The 25,713-nt window shown below is 69.3% G+C and carries 18 protein-coding genes; 5 read left to right on the plus strand and 13 right to left on the minus strand.

Features of this window, described 5'->3' with window-relative positions; genetic code table 11:
* Positions 1-281: 281 nt before the first annotated feature.
* The gene (locus ACIOKD_RS03370) at positions 282-2,084 is read right to left on the minus strand and encodes a DUF4192 family protein (protein WP_402077477.1); all 1,803 of its coding nucleotides are present in this window, start codon (positions 2,082-2,084) and stop codon (positions 282-284) included.
* A gap of 132 nt (positions 2,085-2,216) precedes the next feature.
* On the opposite strand from ACIOKD_RS03370, the gene ACIOKD_RS03375 reads away from it, so the two are divergent.
* Both ACIOKD_RS03375 and ACIOKD_RS03380 read left to right on the plus strand, forming a co-directional pair.
* Positions 2,217-4,379, plus strand: a complete 2,163-nt coding sequence (locus tag ACIOKD_RS03375) for a RecQ family ATP-dependent DNA helicase (protein ID WP_402077479.1) — start codon at positions 2,217-2,219, stop codon at positions 4,377-4,379.
* A 221-nt stretch (positions 4,380-4,600) separates the two neighbouring features.
* The gene (locus ACIOKD_RS03380; protein WP_402077481.1) at positions 4,601-5,227 is read left to right on the plus strand and encodes a hypothetical protein; all 627 of its coding nucleotides are present in this window, start codon (positions 4,601-4,603) and stop codon (positions 5,225-5,227) included.
* A 541-nt stretch (positions 5,228-5,768) separates the two neighbouring features.
* Here the strand turns inward: ACIOKD_RS03380 and ACIOKD_RS03385 are convergent.
* The 3 genes from ACIOKD_RS03385 to ACIOKD_RS03395 all read right to left on the minus strand — a co-directional run bounded on the left by ACIOKD_RS03385 (position 5,769) and on the right by ACIOKD_RS03395 (position 8,044).
* Entirely contained in the window at positions 5,769-6,422 is a 654-nt protein-coding gene (locus ACIOKD_RS03385; protein ID WP_402077483.1) for a hypothetical protein, read from the minus strand.
* Between the two features lie 68 nt (positions 6,423-6,490).
* Positions 6,491-7,192 (minus strand): ribonuclease HII, encoded by a 702-nt coding sequence (locus ACIOKD_RS03390; protein ID WP_402077486.1) that lies wholly within the window; start codon positions 7,190-7,192, stop codon positions 6,491-6,493.
* A gap of 228 nt (positions 7,193-7,420) precedes the next feature.
* Positions 7,421-8,044 (minus strand): TetR/AcrR family transcriptional regulator, encoded by a 624-nt coding sequence (locus ACIOKD_RS03395; protein WP_402077488.1) that lies wholly within the window; start codon positions 8,042-8,044, stop codon positions 7,421-7,423.
* Between the two features lie 207 nt (positions 8,045-8,251).
* Here ACIOKD_RS03395 and ACIOKD_RS03400 point away from each other — a divergent pair, with 207 nt between their 5' ends.
* Positions 8,252-9,799 (plus strand): MFS transporter, encoded by a 1,548-nt coding sequence (locus tag ACIOKD_RS03400; protein WP_402077491.1) that lies wholly within the window; start codon positions 8,252-8,254, stop codon positions 9,797-9,799.
* Between the two features lie 283 nt (positions 9,800-10,082).
* On the opposite strand, the gene ACIOKD_RS03405 is transcribed toward ACIOKD_RS03400, so the two are convergent.
* The 4 genes from ACIOKD_RS03405 to ACIOKD_RS03420 all read right to left on the minus strand — a co-directional run bounded on the left by ACIOKD_RS03405 (position 10,083) and on the right by ACIOKD_RS03420 (position 14,560).
* Positions 10,083-11,567, minus strand: coding sequence for a DUF4153 domain-containing protein (locus ACIOKD_RS03405; protein WP_402077696.1), 1,485 nt, complete (start codon positions 11,565-11,567; stop codon positions 10,083-10,085).
* Between the two features lie 510 nt (positions 11,568-12,077).
* On the minus strand, positions 12,078-12,989 hold the full coding sequence (locus ACIOKD_RS03410; RefSeq protein ID WP_402077494.1) for an ADP-ribosylglycohydrolase family protein: 912 nt from the start codon (positions 12,987-12,989) through the stop codon (positions 12,078-12,080).
* Between the two features lie 180 nt (positions 12,990-13,169).
* Positions 13,170-13,829 carry a histidine phosphatase family protein gene (locus tag ACIOKD_RS03415; protein ID WP_402077497.1) on the minus strand — a complete coding sequence of 220 codons (660 nt, stop codon included), beginning with the start codon at positions 13,827-13,829 and terminating at the stop codon, positions 13,170-13,172.
* A 125-nt stretch (positions 13,830-13,954) separates the two neighbouring features.
* On the minus strand, positions 13,955-14,560 hold the full coding sequence (locus ACIOKD_RS03420) for a YdbC family protein (protein ID WP_189774568.1): 606 nt from the start codon (positions 14,558-14,560) through the stop codon (positions 13,955-13,957).
* Positions 14,561-14,713: 153 nt separating this feature from the next.
* Between ACIOKD_RS03420 and ACIOKD_RS03425 the strand changes: the two genes are divergently transcribed.
* Positions 14,714-15,247 (plus strand): TerD family protein, encoded by a 534-nt coding sequence (locus tag ACIOKD_RS03425; RefSeq protein ID WP_402077499.1) that lies wholly within the window; start codon positions 14,714-14,716, stop codon positions 15,245-15,247.
* 139 nt (positions 15,248-15,386) lie between these two features.
* On the opposite strand, the gene ACIOKD_RS03430 is transcribed toward ACIOKD_RS03425, so the two are convergent.
* Both ACIOKD_RS03430 and nrdR read right to left on the minus strand, forming a co-directional pair.
* Positions 15,387-18,296 (minus strand): vitamin B12-dependent ribonucleotide reductase, encoded by a 2,910-nt coding sequence (locus ACIOKD_RS03430; protein ID WP_402077502.1) that lies wholly within the window; start codon positions 18,294-18,296, stop codon positions 15,387-15,389.
* Between the two features lie 153 nt (positions 18,297-18,449).
* Entirely contained in the window at positions 18,450-19,001 is a 552-nt protein-coding gene (gene nrdR, locus ACIOKD_RS03435) for a transcriptional regulator NrdR (protein ID WP_402077505.1), read from the minus strand.
* A gap of 526 nt (positions 19,002-19,527) precedes the next feature.
* Between nrdR and lexA the strand changes: the two genes are divergently transcribed.
* Positions 19,528-20,310 carry a transcriptional repressor LexA gene (lexA, locus tag ACIOKD_RS03440; protein ID WP_402077507.1) on the plus strand — a complete coding sequence of 261 codons (783 nt, stop codon included), beginning with the start codon at positions 19,528-19,530 and terminating at the stop codon, positions 20,308-20,310.
* Positions 20,311-20,485: 175 nt separating this feature from the next.
* On the opposite strand, the gene ACIOKD_RS03445 is transcribed toward lexA, so the two are convergent.
* From ACIOKD_RS03445 to ACIOKD_RS03455, 3 genes are all read right to left on the minus strand, one after another.
* Complete coding sequence (locus ACIOKD_RS03445; protein WP_402077510.1) at positions 20,486-22,489, minus strand: ATP-dependent DNA helicase; 2,004 nt, start codon at positions 22,487-22,489, stop codon at positions 20,486-20,488.
* A gap of 100 nt (positions 22,490-22,589) precedes the next feature.
* Positions 22,590-24,590, minus strand: coding sequence for an IucA/IucC family protein (locus ACIOKD_RS03450; RefSeq protein WP_402077699.1), 2,001 nt, complete (start codon positions 24,588-24,590; stop codon positions 22,590-22,592).
* A 168-nt stretch (positions 24,591-24,758) separates the two neighbouring features.
* On the minus strand, positions 24,759-25,712 hold the full coding sequence (locus tag ACIOKD_RS03455) for a GNAT family N-acetyltransferase (protein ID WP_402077513.1): 954 nt from the start codon (positions 25,710-25,712) through the stop codon (positions 24,759-24,761).
* Position 25,713: the final 1 nt, after the last annotated feature.

Genomic DNA, 25,713 nt, shown 5'->3' on the forward strand with positions numbered 1-25,713 from the left:
CCTGTCCCGAGTCACGCCCTCGACCGCGGATGCCCACCGATCGGACCCGACCGGCCGATCCGCCGACACCGACGCCCGACCCGCCTCCACACCGGAGTCCGGCTGCCTCACGCCGGCCCGAAGACGACCCACTCCACCACCTGCACGACACCCGTGCCCATTGCCATTGACATTGCCATCTCCGGACCAAGGCCCTGGCTCTAGTCCCGAGCCCGAGCCCGACCCTGACCCCGACAGGCAAAAACCCCCACTCGCACCCCGTCGACCTCACCGAAAACCCCTCACCTCTCACCCCTCGTATCACCCCTCGCCTCACCCCTCGTATCACCCCTCGCCTCACCCCTCGTATCACCCCTCGCCTCACCCCTCGCCTCACCCCTCGCCACGCTCTTCGGCGTTCCGGTCCGCCCGGCATTTCCCGTGTTCCCAGCACTTCGGCGAGGGCGAGCCGCACCACCAGCGCTGTCGCCGCCTCGGCCTGGACCTCCCTCTGCGGGGGCCCCGGAGCCGGAAGCGGCGGACCGAGGGCGGCGCGTGCCACCGGCACCGGCCGGTCGGGAACCAGGCCGGTCGGCTGCGCCCTCCGTTACCCGCGACCGACGTCGGTGGCGGGCGGAAACCCTGACAGGTCCCGCCGGCACATCTCCGGGCGCCCCATCGGCGTCCGACGGCCCCACACCCGCCACCGGCGGGGTAAGCACCTCACCGTCGACACGGTCGGCGCGCTCCCCTCGTAGACAGCGGCGGATCGACTCCGGGTCCAGACCCTCGTTGCACGCCTGGTGGAGCAAGCGGGCGAAGAGGTACCCGGAATCCGCTCCGAGCGCCATGGCCAGTGCTTCGCGGGCCTCCAGTTCGTCGCCGGAGGACCAGGCGACCCACCCGGCGAGCGTGAGAGGCGCCGCTGCGTGCTCCCCGTACGATCCGACGCAGCGGCGTGCCAGGGCCCGCCAGAGGCGCAGAGCCGGTCCGGCTTCGTCCCCCTCCATCCACTCCGCCGCCCGGTCCCGTGTCGTGCGGTCCTGCAGACCGAGGATCAACGTGGCCGCCTCCTCGTGACGCAGTAGCTCGTCGTCCCGGAGATCCGCCGGCAGTGTGCCGGGCCCAGGAGCGGCAGAGGTGGCGTCGGCGAACCGGCACATGACCTGGTGAGCCAGCTCCAGGGTCCTGGCCGCCACACCGGCGCGGCTCCCGTCGTCCAGAATTCGGGGAATCAGCGCCATGCTCACCGCGTCGAGGGCGGATTCCTGCTGCAGCGCCGCCTCGCTCTCCCATGGAGTGAGCCTCGCCCGTAGCTGCCGCAGGGTGCCCCGCACCTGAAGCCCGGCATAGGTGGCGGCCGCGGCCAGCACAGACGTGCCCGGCAGCCCCATGGACGTACCGTCCGGCGGACAGCAGTGTTCGCTGGGGCAGCAGTACGACCAGAAGCGGCCGTCCGAGATGCACAGTGCCTCGATCACGGGGACATCGAGTACTCCGCAGGCCTTGCGCAGCAGTTGTGCGAGCGGACGCAGGCGTTCCGTCACTGCCCGGCCCGACTCTCCTTCCCTGGGTTCCTGGCAGAGGAAGGCAACCATGCTCTCGGGCAGGGCACCCCTGCGCTCGCTGCCCTTCACCAGACCGTGCGTCAACTGCTGCGCCACGGACGGCCAGTCGTCCGCGTGGCTCGGGATGCCGAGTCGGGCCCGGCCGCCGAAACGGCCACGCCCGTCCCTGTCGTGCAGGGCGACGAGCACGATGCTGTCCTCGGGCCGGTACCCGAGCAGGTACGGCAGGGCATCGGCCAGTTCGGCCGGGGTGCGGAGGGTGACCTGGTGGTCCGGACCCAGGCTGCCGGCCGCGCCGTGTACGTCGGCGGCCACGCCCTGTGCCGAGCCGACAGAGGTCGTACGGTCGTGGCTATCCCGCCGTCCAACGTGATCCATGCCCGGTCCGCCCAGTTCACCCCACCCGTCCGCCCCGTCCTGCCTGCTCTGCCTCCTCTGCCTGCTCTGCCTGTCCGTGCTGTTCTGCTCGGCAGTTTCGTCGCGTCGGCCGGTGTCGCCGTCGCCGAGGTTCTCGGCTGGTTCGCTGTGGTTCGTCATGCCGTGACCATCCCGCGAAACCCGGAATTCCGCTTTGCCCTGTGGATAACCAGGACCATGAGCACGTCAGAAGTTGTCCACAGCGGACCGGCTCATTCGCGCGATGTCCGACCCATCGGGTTGCATGGGGCCATGAGCAACGAAGAGCTGCGCACAGCGGCCGACACCGTCCTCGCCCGCCTCGTCGGCGCGCCGGGGGGCGACGCCCGGCTGCGCGAGGACCAGTGGCGCGCCATCGAGGCCCTCGTGGCCGACAAGCGCAGGGCCCTGGTCGTGCAGCGCACCGGCTGGGGCAAGTCCGCCGTGTACTTCGTCGCGACCGCGCTGCTGCGGGAGCAAGGAGCCGGTCCCACCGTGATCGTCTCCCCCCTCCTCGCCCTCATGCGCAACCAGGTCGAGGCAGCCGCACGCGCCGGCATCCGGGCGCGGACCATCAACTCGTCCAATTCGGAGGAGTGGGACACGATCCAGGACGAGGTGGCCGAAGGTGAGGTCGACGTCCTTCTGGTGAGCCCGGAGCGGCTCAACAACCCGGACTTCCGGGACCAGGTGCTGCCCAGGCTGGCGGCAGCGACGGGTCTCCTCGTGGTGGACGAGGCGCACTGCATCTCCGACTGGGGCCACGACTTCCGCCCGGACTACCGCCGCCTGCGCACCATGCTCGCCGACCTTCCCTCTGGCGTCCCGGTCCTCGCGACCACTGCCACGGCCAACGCGCGTGTGACCGCCGACGTCGCCGAGCAGTTGGGCACCGGTGGAAGCACGGACGCCCTCGTCCTGCGTGGCCCCCTGGACCGCGAAAGTCTGAGCCTGAACGTGCTGCAGTTGCCGGACGCCGCCCATCGGATGGCCTGGCTCGCCGAGCACCTGGGCGAGCTGCCCGGCTCCGGGATCATCTACACACTCACCGTGGCCGCCGCCGAGGAGGTCACCGCCTTCCTCCGGCAGGCCGGGCACACCGTGACCTCGTACACGGGGAAGACGGAGAACGCGGACCGCCAGCAGGCCGAGGAGGACCTGCTCGCCAACCGCGTCAAGGCCCTTGTCGCCACATCGGCGCTGGGCATGGGCTTCGACAAGCCCGACCTCGGCTTCGTGGTGCACCTGGGTTCGCCGTCCTCACCCATTGCCTACTACCAGCAGGTGGGTCGCGCGGGCCGTGGTGTCGAGCATGCCGAGGTGCTGCTCCTGCCCGGCAAGGAGGACCAGGCGATCTGGCAGTACTTCGCATCGATCGCCTTCCCTCCGGAGGAGCAGGTCAGGCGCACCCTCGATGTTCTCGGGCAGGCGGGTCGCCCGCTGTCACTCCCCGCGCTCGAACCCCTGGTGGAGCTGCGCCGGTCGCGGCTCGAAACGATGCTCAAGGTCCTGGACGTGGACGGCGCCGTGAAGCGCGTCAAGGGCGGCTGGATCTCCACGGGCACCCCGTGGACGTACGACACCGAGCGCTACGCGTGGGTCGCCAAGCAGCGCGCGGCCGAGCAGCAGGCCATGCGCGACTACGTGACGACGACCGGCTGCCGGATGGAGTTCCTGCGCCGACAGCTGGACGACGAGGGAGCCGCCCCGTGCGGGCGTTGTGACACCTGCACGAAGCCGCGGTTCTCCGACGCCGTGTCCTCGTCCGCCCTGGACTCGGCGCGTGGCGAGCTCGGCCGCGCGGGTATCGAAGTGGATCCCCGGAAGATGTGGCCCACAGGCCTGCCCGCCGTGGGCGTCGACCTGAAGGGACGCATCCCGGCCGGGGAACAGGCCGCGACCGGACGGGCGCTGGGAAGGCTTTCGGACATCGGCTGGGGCAACCGGCTGCGGCCGATGCTCGGCCCCCAGACCCCGGACGGACCTGTTCCGGATGATGTGGCTCAGGCGGTCGTCGGCGTGCTGGCCGACTGGGCGAAGGGGCCGGGCGGCTGGGCCTCGGGCGGTTCCGGCGCCATGCCACGCCCGGTCGGCGTCGTCACCATGGCTTCGCAGCGCCGGCCGCAGCTCGTCCAGTCGCTGGGTGCGCGGATCGCCGAGGTCGGCCGCCTGCCCCTGCTGGGCTCCATCGAGTACGCCCCGGGCGCCGACGCCGCACAGGTCTCCAGAAGCAACAGCGCGCAGCGGCTGAAGGCCCTCGACGGTGCGCTGGTGGTGCCGCCCGGTCTGGCCGCGGCGCTCGCCGGAGCCGATGGACCCGTCCTGCTCGTGGACGACTCGACCGACACCGGCTGGACGCTCGCGGTGGCCGCGCGCATGCTGCGGCGGGCCGGCGCACAGGGGGTGTTGCCGCTGGTACTCGCCGTACAAGGTTGATTCCTGCGGTGCGGTGGTAAATACCGAGCAGGGATATAAGCAGCGGATCGCCAGATAACGGTCGGTGACCCCAATTGCTCGTTGCCGCAACCAAGTTCGACAGGAAGAATTGGCCTCGCGCCCCGCGTGGCCTCCCGAGGTTGTCCGTTCGGGCTGTGCTGCGGCGCGCTCCCCCAGTCCGACCTCGCCCGCTGTGTGGGCGCGTAGCCGAAGGGAGGACCGTGACCTTCGGATTCGCTCCGTCCTCGGCGGCATCGATGTCGACGGCCGCCACTTCCGCCAATCCACTGACCCGGATGCTCGAACCCGCCGAATGGGCCGCTGCGGGGATTCCGCTTCTGCGCAATCCCCGGGAGGTCGTCAGCGGGCTGCACTCCCGGCATCGGCCCGGCCCCACGACCGCGATCGTGGCGGTGCTCGATCCCGACGAACGGCTGAACGCGAGCGCTTCCTTCGTCAGACGGTCGGCTCCGGCGGACGGCTGGATGTTCCGCAACGCGCTGCTCGCGCAGTTGCGCCGGGTCATCCCGCACGACCTGCGGCGCCGCACACCGGTGCGTACCGCCGTGCTGCTCTACTGCCGTGACGGCGACGCGCGGTGGACGGAGGAGGACGGGGCGTGGATGTGGGGGCTGCGCGACGCCTGCACACTGCACGGCCTGCGCTGCGGGGCGTACATCACGCTGACACGTGACGGCTGGCAGGTGCTCGGCGAGGGACGCGGAGGCCGCCGGCCCAACGCGGACTCGCCACCGGAATCGCTGGAGTCGTCCGCGGCGGCCGAGTCCATACAGCCGCGCACCGGTGGGTCCGCCTCGGAGGTACTGCGCCGCGCGGCCGCACGCTGAGCCGACGGCCGACTTCGGCCGTCGGCACGAGCCCGACCGCGAACCGCCCCTGCGCACGACGTGACCAGGAACTCACGCACACGGCTGCTACGGCGATACGCGTCAAACCAACCGACGCACACAACTACCCCGCAGACACATCGCACAAGCACCGGCACAAACACCTGCACCTGCACCTGCACCTGCACGACCGCACGCAACAACCGCACAGCCGCGCGCGACGCCGAAACCGAGCCCAACCGACACCGGAGTTGGTATCGCAGTTGATATCGGAGTCGACACCGGACTGCGCGCAGAAGCCGACGACCTCGGCCGACTCCAACGGATCTCGGCGTCGTGCAGATACGCATGACCGTGCCGCGATCAGAATCGTTCACGCGTTCACGCGCACGCCGCATCACAACGGCCGCATCACAACGACGGCGTCACGCCGGCACGTCCCCCGTACCGGCACACGTCGAACCGTCCTCTGTGCATGCTCCGAGCGGATGCCACCGCGGTGGCATCCGAGCCGTGAGAACCCCCTGGAAGAGCGGGGTTCTCAGACCCCCGCGCCCAGTACCGAGTTGATCTGCTGCGGGTCCCCGCAGCAGATCAGCAGGGCACCGGCTCGGCCGAGGGCCAGCGGCAGCGCGGTGGCAGCGGTGGCGTCGGGCCCGCCATTGACGGCGACAACGACCACGGGCCGGGACGCGGCACGACCGACAGCGGAGGCGTCGGCGTAGAACACGTCGTCTCCCGCGTCGTGCTGGGCCCAGTACGCGGCCTCGCCGAAGGAGAGCTCGTGCGCGGCCCACGGGTGTGGTTCGCCGGTGGTGATCACCAGCACCTCACCGGGGGCCCTGCCCGAGTCCAGGAGCAGGTCGACCGCTTCCTCCGCGGCGTCCAGCGCGCCCTCGGCCGAGGCCGGGATCAGCTGGATCGTCGGAGTCGAGGCTGCGGCTGGGGCTGCGGCCTGGGCTAGGGCTGGGGCCGCCGGAGCGGCAGGCCCCGGCTTGGCGACGGCCGTGTCGCGCGGCGTGCGTTGCACAGGCGGCATCGGCCGGACAGGACCCGGACGGCCTGGACGCGGAGGTGCCGCGGGGCGGGGGCCGGGTACGGGGCGGGGGGTCGGCGCGGTCCGGCCGGTGGCCGGACTGACGCGGGGACCCTGGGCACTCTCGTGAATCTGAGGCTCCTCGGGAATGAGAGGCATGAGCTGATTTTTATCAAACGCCGGTGCGACTCGCGCAAGCGGGTGGCACATGAGTGCGAACAGAACCGTCAGAAGTCGAAGCCGAGTTGCCCTTCGATCTCCGGAACGCTTCCATCCGCCCAACTGCGGACCTTCTTGAGGTGCCGCCACTGGGGCAGCGCATCAAGATACGCCCACGACAGCCGGTGGTACGGGGTGGGGCCCCGCATCTCCAGCGCGGCCCGGTGAACCGGTGACGGATACCCGGCGTTGGCCGCAAAACCGAAGTCTGCATGGTCGACACCCAGTTCGGCCATCATTTTGTCGCGCTGGACCTTCGCGATCACCGAGGCCGCCGCTACGGAGACGCAGGACTGGTCGCCCTTGATCACCGTGCGGACCTGCCACGGAATGCCCAGGTAGTCGTGTTTTCCATCGAGAATGATGGCATCGGGACGCACCGGCAGCGCTTCGAGGGCGCGGCAGGCGGCCAGCCGCTGTGCGGCCGTCATCCCCAGCTGGTCGATCTCCTCCGGAGAAGCATGCCCCAGGGCGTACGACGTCACCCACTCCGCCAGTATCTCGGCGAGTGCTGTGCGCCTCTTGACGGTGAGGAGTTTGGAGTCGGTGAGGCCTTCGGGCGGGCGACGCAGGCCTGTGACCGCCGCGCAGACGGTGACCGGGCCGGCCCAGGCGCCGCGCCCCACCTCGTCGACACCGGCAATGACCTTCGCTCCGGTCGTGGCGCGCAGGGAGCGCTCGACGGTGTGGGTTGGTGGTTCGTACGGCATGACAGGCTCAGCCTACGCCGCCCGGAACCGCACACGACACCCGGTTCCCCCCAGCGCCGACACACCTCCGACCTGGCCACCCCGAGGCCCCTCAGGAGTTACACCGAGGCCCGCCCAGAAGCCACACCGAAGCCCGCCCAGGAGCTACACGGAGGCTCGCCCACGGGCCACTCCGAAGCCTGCCCAGCATCACCCCGAGGCCCGCCCAAGGTGCCCGCGGAAGCCCGGTCAGGCGCCGTCCGGTCGCAGCAGCGGAACCATGAGCTGGTCGATCATCTCCTCGATGTCCCGCTCGTTCCATTCGCTCGCGCACATCTTGGAGCGGTACATCATCATCGCCGGAATGGCGTCGAGGACATAGGAGTTCGCCGCCTCCGGCCGGACCTCTCCCCGCCGGATTCCACGGTCGACGACCTCGCCGAGCAGGCGTATCGTCGGCTCCACGACCCCCGACAGGATCACTTCCTGGAAACGCTGGGCCTGGGACGAGTCGCATTCGTGAATCACCGAGCGCAGCGCGAATCCCGGGCGCGAGAACATCGCCTCGCGCGCCCGCCGGCACAGTTCCAGCAGGTCGTCCCGCACACTTCCCAGATCGGGTACGTCCACGAGCGACGGCAGCCCGGCCTGGAGCGCGTCCGCGACGAGGTCCTCCTTCGACGGCCAGCGGCGGTAGACCGCGGCCTTTCCCGTCTGGGCGCCGGCCGCGACACCCTCCATCGTGAGGCCGTTCCAGCCGACCGTGCTGAGCTGCTCCAGCGCGGCATCGAGGATCGCGCGTTCGAGTACGGCGCCGCGCCTGCGCGGGGAGGCCGCCTGAGCGGGGGCGGCCGTCCAACTCGAAGTAACCATGAGCCTGTCTCCATGTGAGCGGGCGAGGGGCACGCACGTTCGCACACATGTACGTACGCGGCATACGGGCGGGGGTCCGTGAGCGGTCAAGTGGCGCCAGTCGGGAGCGACTTCAGTGAACGCTTGCGTTCACTGTCGGGGACTCACTACCTTTTGACGCGACAGTGAACGCGAGCGTTCACTAACGCACTCGTGGGGGACTCAATAGTGACAACCTCTCCGTTGATCAAAGATCAGAAGCCAGGAGCAGCCCGCCGGGAGGGGCATCCCGGCATCGCGCTCACCGTCATCGCGGCCTGCCAACTCATGGTGGTACTCGACGCGACGATTGTGAACATCGCGCTCCCGCACATTCAAGGCGCGCTCAAGTTCTCCACCACGGATCTCACCTGGGTGGTCAGCGCCTACACGCTCACGTTCGGCGGTCTGCTGCTGCTCGGCGGCCGGGCCGGTGACATCCTCGGCCGGCGCCGGGTCTTCATGTCCGGCATCCTGCTCTTCACGGTCGCCTCGCTGCTCGGCGGACTCGCCCAGGAGCCCTGGCAACTGCTGGCGGCACGCGCACTCCAAGGGGTGGGCGGCGCGATAGCCTCCCCCACCTCGCTGGCGTTGATCACGACGACGTTCCCCGAAGGGCCCGAGCGCAACAGGGCGTTCGGGGTCTTCGCCGCGGTCTCGGCCGGCGGCGGCGCGATCGGGCTGCTCGCCGGCGGCATGCTCACCGAGTGGCTCGACTGGCGCTGGGTCCTCTTCGTCAACGTACCCATCGGTGTACTGATCGCCGTGGTCACACCGCTCTACATCAGCGAGTCCGAGCGGCATCCCGGACGCTTCGACATCGCCGGCGCGCTGACCTCGACGCTCGGTATGGCTTCGCTCGTCTACGGCTTCATCCGAGCCGCGGAGGAGGGCTGGCGGGACAGTCTCACCATCGCGTCCTTCGGCACCGCGATCGTCCTCCTGGTGGCCTTCGCGCTGGTCGAGTCCCGGGCCAAGGAACCGATCACACCGCTGCGGATGTTCGCCGACCGCAACCGCTCGGGTACGTATGTGATCATGCTGAGCCTGGCCGCGGCGATGTTCGGCATGTTCTTCTTCATCGTCATCTTCGTACAGAACGTGCTGCAGTACACGCCCATCGAGGCCGGCCTGGCCTTCCTCCCCATCACGTTCGCGATCGGCACCGGCGCGGGTCTGTCGCAGCGGTTCCTGCCGGTGCTCGGCCCTAAACCGTTCATGGTGGTCGGCTCGACCCTCGTGGTGATCGGGCTCGGCTGGCTGACCTTCATCGACCCCGGCAGTTCGTACGTCAGCGGGGTGCTCGGTCCGATGCTGCTGTTCGGCTTCGGCATGGGGCTGAACTTCGTGACACTGACCCTGACCGCGGTCTCCGGAGTCGCCGCCCACGAAGCGGGCGCCGCGTCCGGACTGCTCAACGCCACACAGCAGGTGGGCGGTTCGCTCGGCCTCTCCATCCTCACCACGGTCTTCGGTACGGCGAGCCGTGACGAGGCGGAGAAGCAGGTCACGGACTTCATGGCCAACGCCTCGGCCGAGCAGAAGGCGGAGTTCGCCACCACGCACCAGCTGCCCGCTCCCTGGAGTCACGAGGTGCTCGCCCAGGGCATCTCCACGGCCTTCCTGCCGGCCGTCGCCATGGCCGTGCTGGCTCTTGCCGTCGCCACACTGGTCATCCGGGTCCGCAAGAGCGACCTGGAGGCGCTGTCGGGCACGGCGGGGGTCGCGGCGGGCTGACCGACCAGCGTCCCGGAAGCGATGAACAGGCCGGGCCGCCGTATGAGAAACGGCGGCCCGGCCTGTTTGGTTCCTTGGCTCCTTGGTTCCTTGGCTCCTTGGTTCCTTGGTTCCTTGGCTCCTTGGTTCCTTGGCTCCTTGGCTCCTACGCGGTCGATGCGGCGGCACATCGCACGGACCCGTCCGAAGCGGCGCGTACGCAGCAGGCGCGCGGCGACTTCAGCGGTACGTGAAGCGGTATGTGAAGCGGTACGTGAGCGGTACGCGCCCTCTGCGCCCCGCCTCAGCGGTACGCCAGCTCCTGGTCCAAGCGGCTGCACACGCGCCAGTCGGCCTTGGGGGACGGCTTGCGCTCGTCGAGGATGTGCCGGGCGCGTGCCTCGCCCCAACTCGTGGCGTACCACGGGCCGGCGTTCTCCCCCAGGTCCTCGGCGATGGTCTTCAGGGCACAGGAGCGCAGAGGCTCATCAAGTTTGTCCAGAGCCGGCACGGCGTCGGCGGACAACCCGCGCGCGTAGTCGAGGTCGAACGTGCCCGTCCGCTCGTACCGCTGGACATTGCGCTCGGCGATCAGTCCGTCGGGCGACACGAGCCCGAAGACGAGCACTGTCGCGGCGGCGCCGGCCAGCACCACGCGCGGCAGCCAGCGGGCTCCGAGGACGCCGGCCGCCATGATGAGCACGATGACCAGGCCGAGCCAGAGTTCGACGGTCACCACGGAGATCCGCAGCCGGGTCAGCCCGTACGCCTCCACGTACATGTCCATACGCCGCACCGCCGAGGCCACGACCACGAGGGCGAGGGCACAGAGGGTGCCGAGGACGGTGCGTACCAGCGTCCGGTCGCGCAAGTCGTCCCGGGGCGCCCAGCGCAGGGCGAGGACGATGACGAGCAGCGTGAGGAGTGTGACCAGGAGCAACTGCCAGAAGCCCTGACGCGCGTACTCGGAGTACGTCTGGCCGGTCTTCCTCAGGACGGCGTCGTATCCCCCGAGCAGCACGACCAGCTGGACGGCGTTGAAGACAGCGAAGAGCGCGACGAGCAGGACCAGGGGCAACGCCCACTCGACGCGGTCGCGGGCACGGCCCGGAGGCACCGCGACGCGGTCCCACTGCACGGGTGCCGCAGCCGTGTACGCCGCCGCCAGAGCACCGACCACGCCGATCACGAACAGGACGGCGTGCCAGGGACCACCGGAGACCGACGCGTCGGGCACGAGGTCCGCCAGGAGGTCGGCGAAAGCCGCGTCCGCGCCGGCGAAGAGGGCGCCGAAGACCACCAGCAGAACGGCGGCCACCGCGATCGCGCGCAGCACCGGGCCTACGTTGCCGCGTGCCCCGCCGGTCCGTTCGCGCAATCCGCGCCAGCCCCAGCCCGGACCGGTGACCAGCGAGGTGTAGAGGCCGATCGGACCGAACAGCATCCCTGTCCAGGTACGACCGCCGTGCAGGGCGAGCGAGCCCACCGCCAGAGCGGCGACGATGGCGAGGAACGACGGCCAGGCGGCGTCACGCAGTGCCGGAACGATCAACAGGGCGAGTCCGCCGCCGCCCCACACCAGCGTCCAGGGACGTGGTCGTCGGCCCGCCCTCCCGGCCGCGAAGTACACGCCGAGCGTGATGGGTATCGCCACCAGCAGAAGATTGAGCGCCAGGCCCTCGCCGAGCAGAAGCATACTGAGCAGTCCGGTGGCCAGAGCGGCCCAGAGAGTCGCGGTACGGACGGGCGCCGGAGTATCCGCCTGGATGTCCGCGAACCAGGACTCCACGGCGGGACCGTCCCGGTTCTCGTCCCCGTCGAGGTCCGCGGGAACGGTGCCCTTCGACTCCTCGACGTCATCGGCATCGCCGTCGCCATCGTCATCGGCATCGCCGTCGCCATCGTCATCGGCATCGGCATCGCTGACGGAGTGCACCACAGCATCCGCTGACTCCTCGGTCTCCGACCTTCGCGGCTCGGCCTCGGACGGTTTGTCGGACACAGGACCCCCTCCCCGACCGGTCCGGGCAGCACGCAGCACACGGCTGCGGGGGAAGCTCAGGAACCGGTTTCTCGTCGGCGCCGACGACTTGATGATCAACGATCGGCGTGGCGGAAAGGGTAACCGCGGGGCTCTCGGGACAGCGGGGCAAGGCTTCTCTGTGGCAGGTCTGTGACAGGGATCGACACGTGGGGCGGGCGAAAAGAGGGCACGCGCGCGTGGCCCACGAGCTGAGCCCGGCACCCGCTGTCAACCGCCAACAGCTCGCCTCAAGCGCTGCTGAACGGCCCCCGACGCCTAGAACGCATCTGCCGCTGTCAGCCAGCCCGGCAGCGCCTCGGTGCGCTCAAGCCACTTCGCGGGAGGGGCCCCGGCCGCCCCGGCGGCCACAACGCCTCCGACGATGGCGCAGGTCGTGTCCATGTCGCCGCCCACCTGAGCGGTGGCCCAGAAGCCCTCCTCGTAGTCACCGAGGGCCCGCGCCGCCGACCAGAGTGCGAACGGCACCGTGTCGTGCGCGGTCGTGCGCCGGCCGCAGCCGAGGACGGCCGCCACCGTGGTCGTGTCCCCGTAGTCGAGCATGTCCCGAGCGCGCCGCAGACCCGCGCCCACGGCGCTGCGCGGCACGAGATCGATGACACCGTCGAGCAGCGCGTCGGGCCTGGGCGGCCCTCCCGGCGCCGCGGCCAGCGCGGCGGCGGCCGCCACGGCCATGGCGCCGACCACCGCTTCGCGGTGCTGATGGGTGGGATACGCCGAGATCTCGGCCTGGTGCGTGGCCTGCTCCGGGTCGTCCGCGTACCAGGCGCCCAGCGGGGCGATCCGCATCGCCGCGCCGTTGCCCCACGAGCCCTGCCCCTTGAAGAGGGCCGAGGACAGTTCGCGCCAGTCACCACCCTCCCTGATCTGCCGGAGCAGCCCGTCCACCGCGGGACCGTAGTCCCGGTCGGCGTCATGGTGCTCGGCGAAGGAGCGGGCCAGTTCGTCCTGGTCGACGCGGTGATGGGCGGCCAAAGTGGCCACTACGGAGGCGGCCATTTCCGTGTCGTCGGTCCATTTCCAGGGCCCTGGTGGCAATGCGCGGTCCTGGAGCAGCGGATAGTTCGCGGGCACGAAGAACTGTGAGCCCAGCGCGTCCCCGACCGCGAGACCGCGCAGGCTGGCCAGGGCACGGTCGAAGCGCCCGGCGGAAGAGGAGTCAGCGGTCATCGCCCTGCCACTCTAGTTCGTTGCGCACGGATTCCAGACAAAAGACAACAGACACGGACGACGGACGACAGTCGCCGGACAACAGTTGGCGGATGACGGATACAGCACCACCCTGGTGAAACACCACCCTGGTGAAACACCATCCTGGTGCGCTACCACCCCGGTGACGCCATGAGCCGACTACCCCGTGGCCCCGTACGACTCCGGATCACGCCAGCGTTCGAAGGGACGGTCGATCGTGTAGCGGTCGTCCTCCCCGAGGACGAGCATCCGCATCTCCGCGTTCCCAGGGTTCGACAGCGACTCGAACTCGGCGACCGTCCAGTGGAACCAGCGCATACAGAACAGCCGCATGGCCAGACCGTGGGTCACCAGGAGCACGTTCGGCGGGTGATCGGGTGCCTCGAAGCTCCGGAAGAGGCTCTCCAGGAAGTTGCCGACCCGGTCGTACACATCGGCGCCCGACTCGCCCTGTGCGAAGCGGTAGAAGAAATGCCCGTACGCGTCGCGATAGGCCTTCTGGAGCCGTACGTCGTCCCGGTCCTGCCAGTTCCCCCAGTCCTGCTCGCGCAACCGGGGCTCCTCGCGGACGCGGACCTGGCCGGGGTCCAGATGGAAGGACCTGAAGGTTTCGTGCGTGCGGCGGTACGGGGAGACGTAAACGCTTACCGGCTCGCGGCCGAAGACCTCTCTGAGCCGCTTGCCCGTCTCCTCCGCCTGTTGCCACCCCTTCTCGGTGAGTGCCAGAGCGTGGTCGGGTTCACGCTCGTAGACGGAGTCATCGGCATTGCCCACCGACTCGCCGTGCCGGACAAGAACGATGCGCCGTGGACGTGCCATACCGGAACCCTAGATCGGGTCACGCCCGATCGAGCACTCGTACGGGCTTCATACGTCGCAGGTCACACAAATCGCGGCCTCATGGAACTCCGTCAGGACGCCGTCAGGACGCCATGAAGGCTTACTCAGACGGTCCAGGTCGGTTCCAACTGGACTATGTCCCCCGTGAGCGCCACGACGTCCGCCTCTATCTGGGCTCGCAGGGCGAGCCGCTCCACCCGCTCGGCGCGGTATTTGCCGTGCTCGGCGGCCGACTGCCACATCGACAGGACCAGGAACTCGGGGCCGGGCGCCTCGCCGAACAGGCCCCGCACCATGCCGGGCGAGCCGGCCATCGCGGGGTTCCAGACCTTCTCCTGCATCAGCGCGAAATGCTCGGCGCGCTCCTCGTGCACGCGACAGTGCGCCACCCGCACGAGATCGGCCTCCGTGAAGCGCGGTTCGAAGCCGGTCTTCACGTCGAAACGGTGGTCGAAGAGTGTGGCGTACTGGTCCTTGAAGGTGCCCGACTGGGACGCGGCCAGCCGGTCATGGGAGCGCGCCATGAAGGAGTCGTAGAAGGCACGGCTCTCCCAGAAGGCGAAGATGTGGGCGACTCCGGGCCTTCCCCGGCTCCAGCCCCCGCCCTGCCCCCGGAATCCCGGCTCCCCCAGAAGTCCCGCCCATTTTCGCTGTCCCCGTTCGAAACCGCGGCGGTCCACCACGGTGCAGCGAATCCACTTGACCAGCACGGCGCCATCGTAAGGCCCAGGAACGTGGCGTCGGTCACCCTCGGGCGCACTGCATCCGCGCGAGCGCCCCCGTGCGCGTGGCACGATGGGCAACACGCCTCACCTGCCCAGCAGTTGAGGCGGCCGACGCAGGGGCACCAGGAGGGATGTGCGGTGAACGGCCTCAACAAGGGCATCAGCAAGGTCGAGGTCTCGGTGAAATGGGATCCCAGTCCCACCGGGGAACCGGCCATCGATCTGGACATCGTCGCCGCCACCTATCTCGCGACCGACACCCATGAGAACCCCGACTACGTAGTGCACTTCGGCAGCCGTTCCCCGGACGGCACCATCTATCTCAACCGGGACAGCAAGGACGGCAAGGGCTTCGGCTGGGACGAGGTGATGACCCTGGAGCTGAATCGTCTGGACAAGCGCTACACGCGCGTGATGGTCGGCGTCGCCATTCAGCAGCGCACCGGACGGCGCACGTTCGTCGGCGTCACCAACCCGGCCCTGCGGATCCGTGAGGGCTACACCGTCCTGTCCGAGGACGACTTCGGCGGCGTCCTCGGGGCCACGGCCACGACGGTCGCGGAGTTCGTACGTGACAACTCCGGAGAGTGGACCTTCCGTCCCGCCGTCCGGGGCTTCGACGCGGATCCGGCGACCTTCGCGAGGATCATGGGCAACGATGACGCGTCCTGAAGCCACGTGCCCTGGGCACACGCGCTGAAAGTACGCATACACGCTGGAAGTACGCACACACGCCGAAGGGGCGGCACAGTCTGTGACTGTGCCGCCCCTTCGGTGCGTGGGTCCGCTCGGTGCGTGGGTCCGCCAGGGATCAGCTGCAACCGCTGGTCGAACCGCAGCCCTCGCAGATGTAGCAGGAACCGGCCCGCTGCATCTTCGTACCGCAGGAGAAGCACAGGGGGGCGTCCGCCTGGATGCCCAGCTGCATCTCCACCAGCTCGGCGCTGGTGTGGGCCTGCTGCGGAGCGGGCTTGACCGCTTCGACCTCGGCCTTCGGGGTGACGACGGCCTTCAGTTCCTGCGCGCGGGGCGCGGACTGGGCCAGCCCCTCGACATCGACGTCGACGTCCTCCTCGCTCGACTCGTACGAGCCCGTCTCCAGGTGGCGCTGGCGCTCGTCGATCGAGTGGATGCCGAGGGCGGAACGCGTCTCGAAGGGCAGGAAGTCGAGCGCCAGGCGGCGGAAGATGTAGTCGACGATCGACTGTGCCATCCGCACGTCCGGGTCGTCCGTCATACCGGCCGGCTCGAAGCGCATGTTGGTGAACTTGGAGACGTACGTCTCCAGGGGCACGCCGTACTGCAGGCCTACGGAGACGGCGATCGAGAAGGCGTCCATCATGCCCGCGAGGGTGGAGCCCTGCTTCGACATCTTCAGGAAGACCTCGCCGAGACCGTCGTCCGGGTAGGAGTTGGCGGTCATGTAGCCCTCGGCGCCGCCGACCGTGAAGGACGTGGTGATACCGGGGCGGCCCTTCGGGAGGCGCTTGCGCACCGGGCGGTACTCGACGACCTTCTCGACCGCGGTACGGATGGTGTCCTCGGCCTTGGCCGTGACGGCGTCGGTCGCGGACTTCGCCTTCTCCTTGGTCTTCGCGGAGAGGGGCTGGCCGACCTTGCAGTTGTCGCGGTAGATCGCGAGCGCCTTGACGCCCATCTTCCACGCCTCGAAGTAGACCTCTTCGACGTCCTCGACGGTCGCCGTCTCCGGCAGGTTGACCGTCTTGGAGAGCGCGCCCGAGATCCACGGCTGGATCGCGGCCATCATGCGGACGTGGCCCATCGCGGAGATGGAACGCTCGCCCATGGCGCAGTCGAACACCTCGTAGTGCTCGGTCTTCAGCCCAGGAGCGTCGATCACGTTGCCGTTCTCGGCGATGTGGGCGACGACCGCCTCGATCTGCTCCTCCTGGTAGCCCAGGCGGCGCAGGGCCTGCGGGACGGTGCCGTTGACGATCTGCATCGAGCCGCCGCCGACCAGCTTCTTGAACTTGACCAGGGCGAGGTCGGGCTCAAGGCCGGTGGTGTCGCAGGACATCGCGAGACCGATGGTGCCGGTCGGGGCGATGACCGAGGCCTGCGCGTTGCGGAAGCCGTTCTTCTCGCCGAGACGCAGCACGTCCTGCCAGGACTCCGTGGCAGCGGCCCAGATCGGCGTGTCCAGGTCGTCCACACGGGGGGCAACGGCGTTGGCGTCGGAGTGCTGCTTCATGACGCGCTGGTGCGGCTGCGCGTTACGGGCGTAGCCGTCGTACGGACCGACGACCGCGGCGAGCTCCGCGGACCGCTTGTACGAGGTGCCGGTCATCAGCGAGGTGATGGCGCCGGCGAGGGAGCGGCCGCCGTCGGAGTCGTACGCGTGACCGGTCGCCATCAGCAGGGCGCCGAGGTTGGCGTAGCCGATGCCCAGCTGGCGGAAGGCGCGGGTGTTGTCGCCGATCTTCTGGGTCGGGAAGTCCGCGAAGCAGATCGAGATGTCCATCGCCGTGATGACGAGCTCGACGACCTTCGAGAAGCGCTCGACGTCGAAGGACTGGCGGCCCTTGTTGTCGTCCTTCAGGAACTTCATCAGGTTCAGCGAGGCGAGGTTGCAGGACGTGTTGTCCAGGTGCATGTACTCGCTGCACGGGTTCGAGCCGTTGATACGACCGGACTCCGGGCACGTGTGCCAGCGGTTGATCGTGTCGTCGTACTGGATGCCCGGGTCTGCGCACGCCCAGGCCGCCTCCGCCATCTTGCGGAAGAGTTCCTTGGCGTCGACCTCCTCGATGACCTCTCCGGTCATACGGGACGTCAGGCCGAACTTCTCGCCGTTCTCGACGGCCTTCATGAACGTGTCGTTCACGCGGACCGAGTTGTTGGCGTTCTGGTACTGGACGGACGTGATGTCGTCGCCGCCCAGGTCCATGTCGAAGCCCGCGTCGCGCAGGGCGCGGATCTTCTCCTCTTCCTTCACCTTGGTCTGGATGAAGTCCTCGATGTCGGGGTGGTCGACGTCGAGGATGACCATCTTGGCCGCGCGGCGCGTCGCGCCGCCCGACTTGATCGTTCCTGCGGAGGCGTCGGCACCGCGCATGAAGGAGACAGGACCCGAGGCGTTGCCGCCCGAGGAGAGCAGTTCCTTGGAGGAGCGGATCCGGGAGAGGTTCAGGCCGGCGCCGGAGCCGCCCTTGAAGATCATGCCCTCTTCCTTGTACCAGTCGAGGATCGACTCCATGGAGTCGTCGACGGCCAGGATGAAGCAGGCGGAGACCTGCTGCGGCTGGGGCGTGCCGACGTTGAACCACACCGGCGAGTTGAAGCTGAAGATCTGGTGCAGGAGGGCGTACGCCAGCTCGTGCTCGAAGATCTCGGCATCGGCGGGCGAGACGAAGTAGTTGTGGTCCTCGCCGGCCTTCCGATACGTCTTCACGATGCGGTCGATGAGCTGCTTGAGGCTCACCTCGCGCTGCGGAGTGCCCACGGCACCCCGGAAGTACTTGCTGGTGACGATGTTGACCGCGTTCAACGACCAGAAGTCGGGGAACTCGACGCCACGCTGCTCGAAGTTGACCGAGCCGTCGCGCCAATTGGTCATGACGACGTCACGGCGCTCCCAGGACACCTCGTCGTACGGGTGCACGCCCGGGGTGGTGTGAATGCGCTCGATACGCAGTCCCTTGGTGGCCTTGGTGCCCTTCGCGCGGGAACCTCGTGCCGGACCGCTCGCCGTCTCTGTCATGCCGCCTCCCTGTATCAGGCTAAAACGCCCTGAAGTGCCTCGTTCTTCCCGGGGCACGGTGTGTTTTCTGGTATTGCGAGCACCGCCTACGCGTCCGCTCGCAACAGGTATGTGGTCGCCGCCGATCGGCAGGGCCGGTGCCGGCCCTTCTCGTCAGTCGGCGGCGTTTGCGGGCACGGGGACTTCGACAGCCTCACCGGACCCGCGGTCGCTTCCTTGGCACCCCTCGCACACGTCTTCGTCGGCCGTGGCGGGGCCCTGCGTCTCTTCCCTGAGTTCCGTGATGGCTGCCTCGAAGTCCTCCAGCGAGCCGAACGCCCGGTACACGGACGCGAACCGCAGATAGGCGACGAGGTCGAGCTCCTGCAAGGGGCCGAGTATGGCCAGTCCCACGTCGTGGGTGGTCAGTTCGGCACTCCCGGTGGCCCGCACCGCCTCCTCGACCCGCTGTCCGAGCTGAGCGAGTGCGTCCTCCGTGACGGGCCGCCCCTGGCAGGCCTTGCGGACGCCGTTGATGACCTTCGTACGGCTGAACGGCTCGGTGACTCCGGACCGCTTCACCACCATGAGGGAGCACGTCTCCACGGTCGTGAACCGACGGGCGCAGTCGGGACACTGGCGGCGCCTGCGGATCGACGTGCCGTCGTCCGTCGTACGACTGTCGACGACACGGCTGTCGGGGTGCCTGCAGAAGGGGCAATGCATCGAATCCAACCCTCCTCGCACAGCACGACTCGATAGCCTCGGCAGGCCCGTGAGCCCCTCGAAGCAGCCCCAAGCATAGGCGATGACCTAGGACCTGGAAGACCGGGGGACCACAACTTCTGGGCCGCTGCGGAACTCCGACCACTATATGTAGGGCCTGACCCGGATTTCACGCTCTACGCGCGTGTCGCACCCGTATCGGCATGTGCCGCGCGTCCATTCCGGCGGGGAGCGTACGGGGATACGGTGTGCGGCAGCGGTACGGGGGCCGGTTCCCGATCCACCGGGCACCTGATGGCAGACTGGCCTTCGCCCCGTTCCGACCCACAAGGCCACGGCATCGGCGGCGAAAGTACGAGAAAGTGCGGCACCGAGCACCTTCGTCCGCCTCGTGCAGCGGTAGCCATACACCCAGACGCGTGATCACGTAAGGCCATTCGCGTTTTTTCACTCGAACGTGTGTTTGGCGCAACCTTTCGAAAGCAACTACCGTTGTCCAGCAGGGAGACGAACGAGAGGGGCCGACGTGACCACCACCGCAGACAGTGCCACCATCACTGCCCAGGACCGCTCCCAGGGCCAATTTGAGCCGGTGCAAGCCATGAATGAAACCGCGAACCAGGAGGGGCCCAAGCCCGCCCGCTCCCTGCCGGGCCGACCTCCAGGCATCCGGGCGGACAGCTCCGGGCTCACCGACCGGCAACGCCGCGTCATCGAGGTCATCAGGGACTCCGTCCAGCGGCGGGGATACCCACCGTCCATGAGGGAGATCGGACAGGCCGTCGGCCTCTCCAGCACCTCCTCCGTGGCCCATCAGCTGATGGCACTGGAGCGCAAGGGCTTCCTGCGCCGCGATCCGCACCGCCCCAGGGCCTACGAGGTCCGCGGATCCGACCAGTCCACCGCGCAGCCCACCGACACGGCCGGAAAGCCGGCGGCGTCGTACGTCCCGCTCGTCGGCCGCATCGCCGCCGGTGGTCCGATCCTCGCCGAGGAGTCGGTCGAGGACGTCTTCCCGCTGCCCCGGCAGTTGGTCGGCGACGGTGAGCTGTTCGTGCTGAAGGTCGTCGGCGACTCGATGATCGAAGCCGCGATCTGCGACGGCGACTGGGTGACCGTCCGTCGCCAGCCGGTCGCGGAGAATGGCGACATCGTGGCGGCCATGCTGGACGGTGAGGCGACGGTCAAGCGCTTCAAGCGCGAGGACGGCCATGTGTGGCTGCTGCCGCACAACTCCGCCTACCAGCCCATCCCCGGTGACGAGGCGACCATCCTCGGGAAAGTCGTGGCGGTGCTCCGGCGGATCTGAGGATCCACCCCGACCGGGCCCCGGAACCACTGCGCCGGTTCCGGGGCCCTGTGCTGTCCCGTCCTCAGGGTGCCGTCCCGTCCTCGGGGCGGCTTCTGCGCGGTCCGTCCGCAGCGTCACACGTCACAGGGGCTGCTCCCCCGGCTTTCACCGGAGGGAGCAGCCCCTGTGACGTTCAGGCCTCCTCGGCCTCCTCCGCCTCCTCCGCCTCCTCCGCCTTACGCGCCTTCTCGTCGATGGCGGCCAACGACCGCCGCACCTGGTTACCGTCCGTCGTGTACCAGAAGTCGGGCAGTGACGCCTTGAGGTAGCTGCCGTAGCGAGCGGTGGCGAGCCGCTGGTCCAGCACGGCGACCACACCCCGGTCCTCCGTCGCCCGCACGAGGCGGCCGGCGCCCTGAGCCATGAGCAGGGCCGCGTGCGTGGCCGCGACGGCCATGAAGCCGTTGCCCCCGGCCTCCTCGACCGCCTTCTGTCGGGCGCTCATCAGCGGGTCGTCGGGGCGCGGGAAGGGGATCTTGTCCATGACGACCAGCTGACAGCTGGCCCCCGGGACGTCCACGCCCTGCCAGAGCGAGAGCGTGCCGAACAGACAGGTCTTCGGGTCCGCGGCGAAGTTCTTGATCAGCTCGCCGAGTGTCTCCTCGCCCTGGAGCAGGATGGGGAACTCCGGGACGCGGGAGCGCAGTTCCTCCGCGGCCAGCTGGGCGGCCCGCATCGAGGAGAACAGGCCGAGCGTACGACCGCCGGCCGCCTTGATCAGCTCGGTGAGTTCATCGAGCATGTCCCCGCGGTCGCTGTCCCTGGCAGGTCTGGCCAGGTGTTTCGCGACGTACAAGATGCCCTGCTTGCCGTAGTCGAAGGGCGAGCCGACGTCGAGACCCTTCCAGACCGGGATGTCCTCGCCCTGGACGCCTTCCGGGGACAGGCCGAGGGAGGCGCCCACGCCGTTGAAATCGCCGCCGAGCTTCAGGGTGGCCGAGGCCAGGACGACGGAGCGGTCCGTGAAGAGCTTCTCGCGCAGCAGGCCCGCGACGGACATCGGCGCGACCCTCAGGGACACCCCGAAGCGGTCGTGCCGCTCGTACCAGACGACGTCCCACTCGGAGCCGTTGGTGATGCGCTCCGCCACGTCGTGGACGCTCTCCACGGAGGCGAGGGCCTGCTTGCGGACCGCGTCCTCGTCGGTGACGGACTTGTCGCGGGTCGCCCCGATCCCCGAGATCACCGTACGGGCTGCGTCCCGCAGGGCCATCAGCGCGTACCCGAGGTCCTCCGGGATCTCCTCAAGGCGGCCGGGCAGGGCCAGCTCCATCAGCCGCTCGAAGCCCTCGGCGGCCGTCTGGAGCTGATCGGCCGCTTTTTCGTTGACGAGCTTCGCCGCCCGGCGCACGGCGCGGTTGACCTGTCCCGGGGTGAGCTCGCCGGTCGCGACGCCGGTGACCCGGGAGACCAGCTCGTGGGCCTCGTCGACGATCAGCACCTCGTGCTGCGGGAGGACGGGGGCGCCTTCGATGGCATCGATCGCCAGGAGCGCGTGGTTGGTGACGACGACGTCGGCGAGCTTGGCGCGCTCACGGGCCGCCTCGGCGAAGCACTCCGCTCCGTAGGCGCACTTCGAGGCGCCGAGGCACTCCCTGGAGGAGACGGAGATCTGCGACCAGGCCCGGTCCGAGACACCGGGGGTGAGGTTGTCGCGGTCCCCCGTCTCGGTCTCGTCCGACCATTCCCGCAGCCGCAGCAGGTCCTGGCCCAGCTTGCTGGTGGGTGCGGCCGCCTCGAACTGGTCGAAGAGGCCCTCCTCCTCGTCCTGCGGCGCTCCTTCGTGGAGACGGTGCAGGCAAAGGTAGTTCGACCGGCCCTTGAGCATCGCGAACTCGGGTCGGCGGCGCAGCAGCGGATGCAGGGCGTCCACCGTGCGCGGCAGATCCCGCTCCACGAGCTGCCGCTGGAGCGCCAGGGTGGCCGTCGCCACGACGACCCGCTCCCCGTGCGCCAGCGCGGGAACCAGGTAGCCGAGCGACTTTCCGGTGCCTGTGCCGGCCTGGACCAGCAGATGGGAACCGTCGTCGATGGACTGGGCGACGGATTCGGCCATGGTCACCTGGCCAGGGCGCTCCGTGCCGCCGACGGCTGTGACGGCGGCGTGCAGGAGTTCGGGGAGTGAGGGCTCTGTCATAGCCCGACCACCCTACGGGTCGGCACCGACAACCGGGTGATCGCGGCGGTGGAGGGGGACGTGATCAGGACGCGGACACGGGCGTCGACGCTGTGTGTGATCACGACTGGTGGAGGGGGTTCGGAACGGTGCCGTGCACGGCGGCGTGCGGGCGATGCAGCCGGTCCCGGTAGCCGTCGAGGTGCAGCCGGTTGCGGTTGAGGCAGAGCCGCTCGATACGGGGAGTGAGCAGGTCGAACGTCTCGTGGCGTTCCTTGAGCTCCGGGAAGAGCTTGTGGTGCCGGAGGATCTCCGCCCGGACGAGTGACCAGAACTCGTCCTCGCGAACTCCCAGTTGCTCCTGGCACAGCGGCGCCAGATAGCGGAATACACCGACGAAGAGCCCAGAGTGGATGAACTGCGTGAGGAAGGCGGCCGGCTCCGTGAGCAGCACGGCCCGTACGTCGTCCGGCATGGAGGCATGCTCGGGAAGCCGCTCGGCGCTCACGTTCACGTCGTCCACGAAGTCCTTCACCGCGAGCCGCACCGGTACGTCGTGGTCGTCGAAGACAACGATCGCGTTCTCGCCATGTGGGCTGAACACAGTGCCGTAGCGGTAGAGGAAGTGCAGCAGGGGCGGCAGCAGCGCGGCGAAGAGGTGGCGCAGCCAGCTTCGCGGGTCGAGGCCCGAGCGGTCGACGAGCTCCGCCGCGAAGGCACGGCCCTCGGGGTCGGTGTGCAGGAGAGCGGCGAGCGTACGGGCGCGTTCACCGGGCACGAGATGGCGGGACAGCGGCTCGCGCCAGATCGCGCCGAGCAGTTCCTTGTACTGGTAGGGGACTTCCGGCAGCGTGTCGTACAACGGGTGTCCGACCGTCACGGACGCGACCTCGCCCAGCAGGATCACCCCGCAGGTGTCGTGCAGGAAGGGATCGGTGTCCCGCAGCCCGTGCATCCAGGCGGTGACGGCGGGGGCCGCGAGTGTCCGTTCCGTCGGGAGCCCGCGCCACACGAGGGTGTTGAGTACGGACAGCGGCAGTTTCACGGTGTGCCGGTCCGGGCGTGAAGTGTTCAGGAACGTACGGATCGACTGCTGGGGCAGACGGAGATCACCGTCCGGGGGCAGGGGGACGATGGCCCCCGCGGCGACGGAGGGCGCGAAGAGCGGCAGCACGACGTCGTTCCACTGCCAGGGGTGCACGGGCAGATAGAGATACGACTCCGGCGTGAGGCCTCGCGTGCGCAGTGCGGTGTCGTACGACTTGCGGACCGCGGGGTCGAGCTCGCGCGCGTAGAGCTGGTCGGCGCTGTCGAGGCCCTGGACACCCCGATAGGTGGCGAGCGAGGTGTGGACGGCGATCCACGGAAGGACTGTCGCCCTTCTGCCCTCGGGCGCCCACTGGGCGGCGTCCGTCGCGGAGAAGCCGAGCCGGCCCTTGTTGAGGACGATCCAGGGATGACCCGTCTGGTGGCCTTCCAGCTCCGCGTACCCGAGATCGGCCAGGCGGGCGGCCGGGAGGGCGGTGTGGTCCAGCCGGGCGTCCGCGGCGAGTGTGATGGACAGTTCGCGGATGACGTGACCGAGGGTGGCGCCGTCGAGACGAAGCACGGCACGGGCGCGGGTGAGGAAGTCGAGGGGGTCGGTGTAGGGCCGCTGGTGCGGGGGTGGCTCGGGGTCGCCGGATGCCGGAGGGGCGGTGGGGGCGGTGGGGCTTCTGGTTGTCCCGGCCGCTTCGGTCAGGGTGAGTGACGCCGGGTCCACCCGCCAGCTGTCGTACGCACCGCGGCGGGCGCGGAAGGCGAGGATGCCACCGGCGTCGAGGCGCAGTGTGTAGGAGCGCTCGCCATCGGGGGCGGCGCCGGCCTGCTCGGGCTCGTAAGGAGGCGCGGTCGTGGGCCCGGGGACGGGCGGCGCGGTGGGCGGTCGCTGAGCCTCCGTATCGAGTGGCGAATCGTCTCCTCTGGTTCCCTGGGACCCGCCGGGAGCCCCGGCGTTGAAAGGGCTGGAGGGGCTGGAGGCGCTGGAGGGACTCGCAGCAGCGTCGGCTGCCGCCGCACCGCCGGTGCGGTGCGCGGTCGGCTCCGGCAGGAGGATCTCCTCGTGCGCGAACTCGCCGATCATCTTCGCGAGGAGGCGGCGCCCCGCCTCCTCCCATCTTTCCGGGCTCAGTTCCGGGGGATCGTAGAGACGTGACGGCTCTCCGGGAGGTGGGGCGGCGGACGGGTTCGGCACAGGGACTCCTCGACTGGGAACCTGATCGGGAAGAGCGGTGTACTGGAAGTGACGGCGCTACAACAGATCGCGCAGGGCCCGGTCCCTGACCATGAGGGCTGCCTTCTTGTCGGGCAGATCGACCTCGGCGGAGAACCGGAAGCCGGCGCTCAGGAACGCGGACACGGAAGGGGTGTTGCGAAGGTCGGGCTCTGCGACGACTCGTGCGCAGGAGGGACGACGGTCGAGGACGAGGTCGGAGACAGCACGGAGCAGGATCGTGCCGAGTCCCCGCCCGCGATGGGCGACACCGCCGATGAGGAGGTGGACCCCGGTGTCGTGCAGACGGGCCGGGTAGTGGCGGGCCAGCGGGTCGAGATCCGCGCGGTAGATCTCCCAGTAGCTCATCGGTGTGCCGTTCAGCATGCCGAGACAGGGGACGCTGCGTCCGTCGCCGGAAAGTTGGGCACGCACGTGGCCCTCGGTCGCCGTACCGGGGCCGGAGAGCTCCCAGAAGGCGGCCACGGCAGGGTCGTTCATCCAGCGAGTGATCAGCGGAAGGTCACGGGCGAGGTGTACGGGGATCAGGTGGAAGGCGCCCGCAGCGGTGGCCGTCTGCCCCCAGTCACCGACGCGGTCGAGCAGGTCCTCACCGGCGGAGGTGAGGAGGCGGGCGGGTCCCGTCCCGTGCGGCGTCGGGTGCTGCTTCCCGCCGTCTTGTTCGCCGCCGCTGGGCTCTCCGCGCTCCGTGGCTGATGCGGCGTCCCGGCATTCGGCTGCTTCGCCTGCTCCGGCCGCCCCGCCTGCCCCGGCCGTCTCGGCTGCCCCGGTTGCCCCGGCTGCTTCAGCGTCCTTGGTGAAGAGCGCGAGGTAATCGTCGGGCAGACGCAGGTCGAGGGTGTCCGCGTTGCCAGGGCTGTCCGGCCTGTCCGGGCTGCCTGCGCTGCCCGCAGCGGGGCCCGTTTCGCCACGGGCGCCGGCGCGGTAGGCGGCGTCGGCGTCGGCGTCGGTGCGCGCATCGGGGGGAGGCACG

The sequence above is a fragment of the Streptomyces sp. NPDC087844 genome, from assembly GCF_044742785.1.
Lineage (GTDB): Bacteria > Actinomycetota > Actinomycetes > Streptomycetales > Streptomycetaceae > Streptomyces.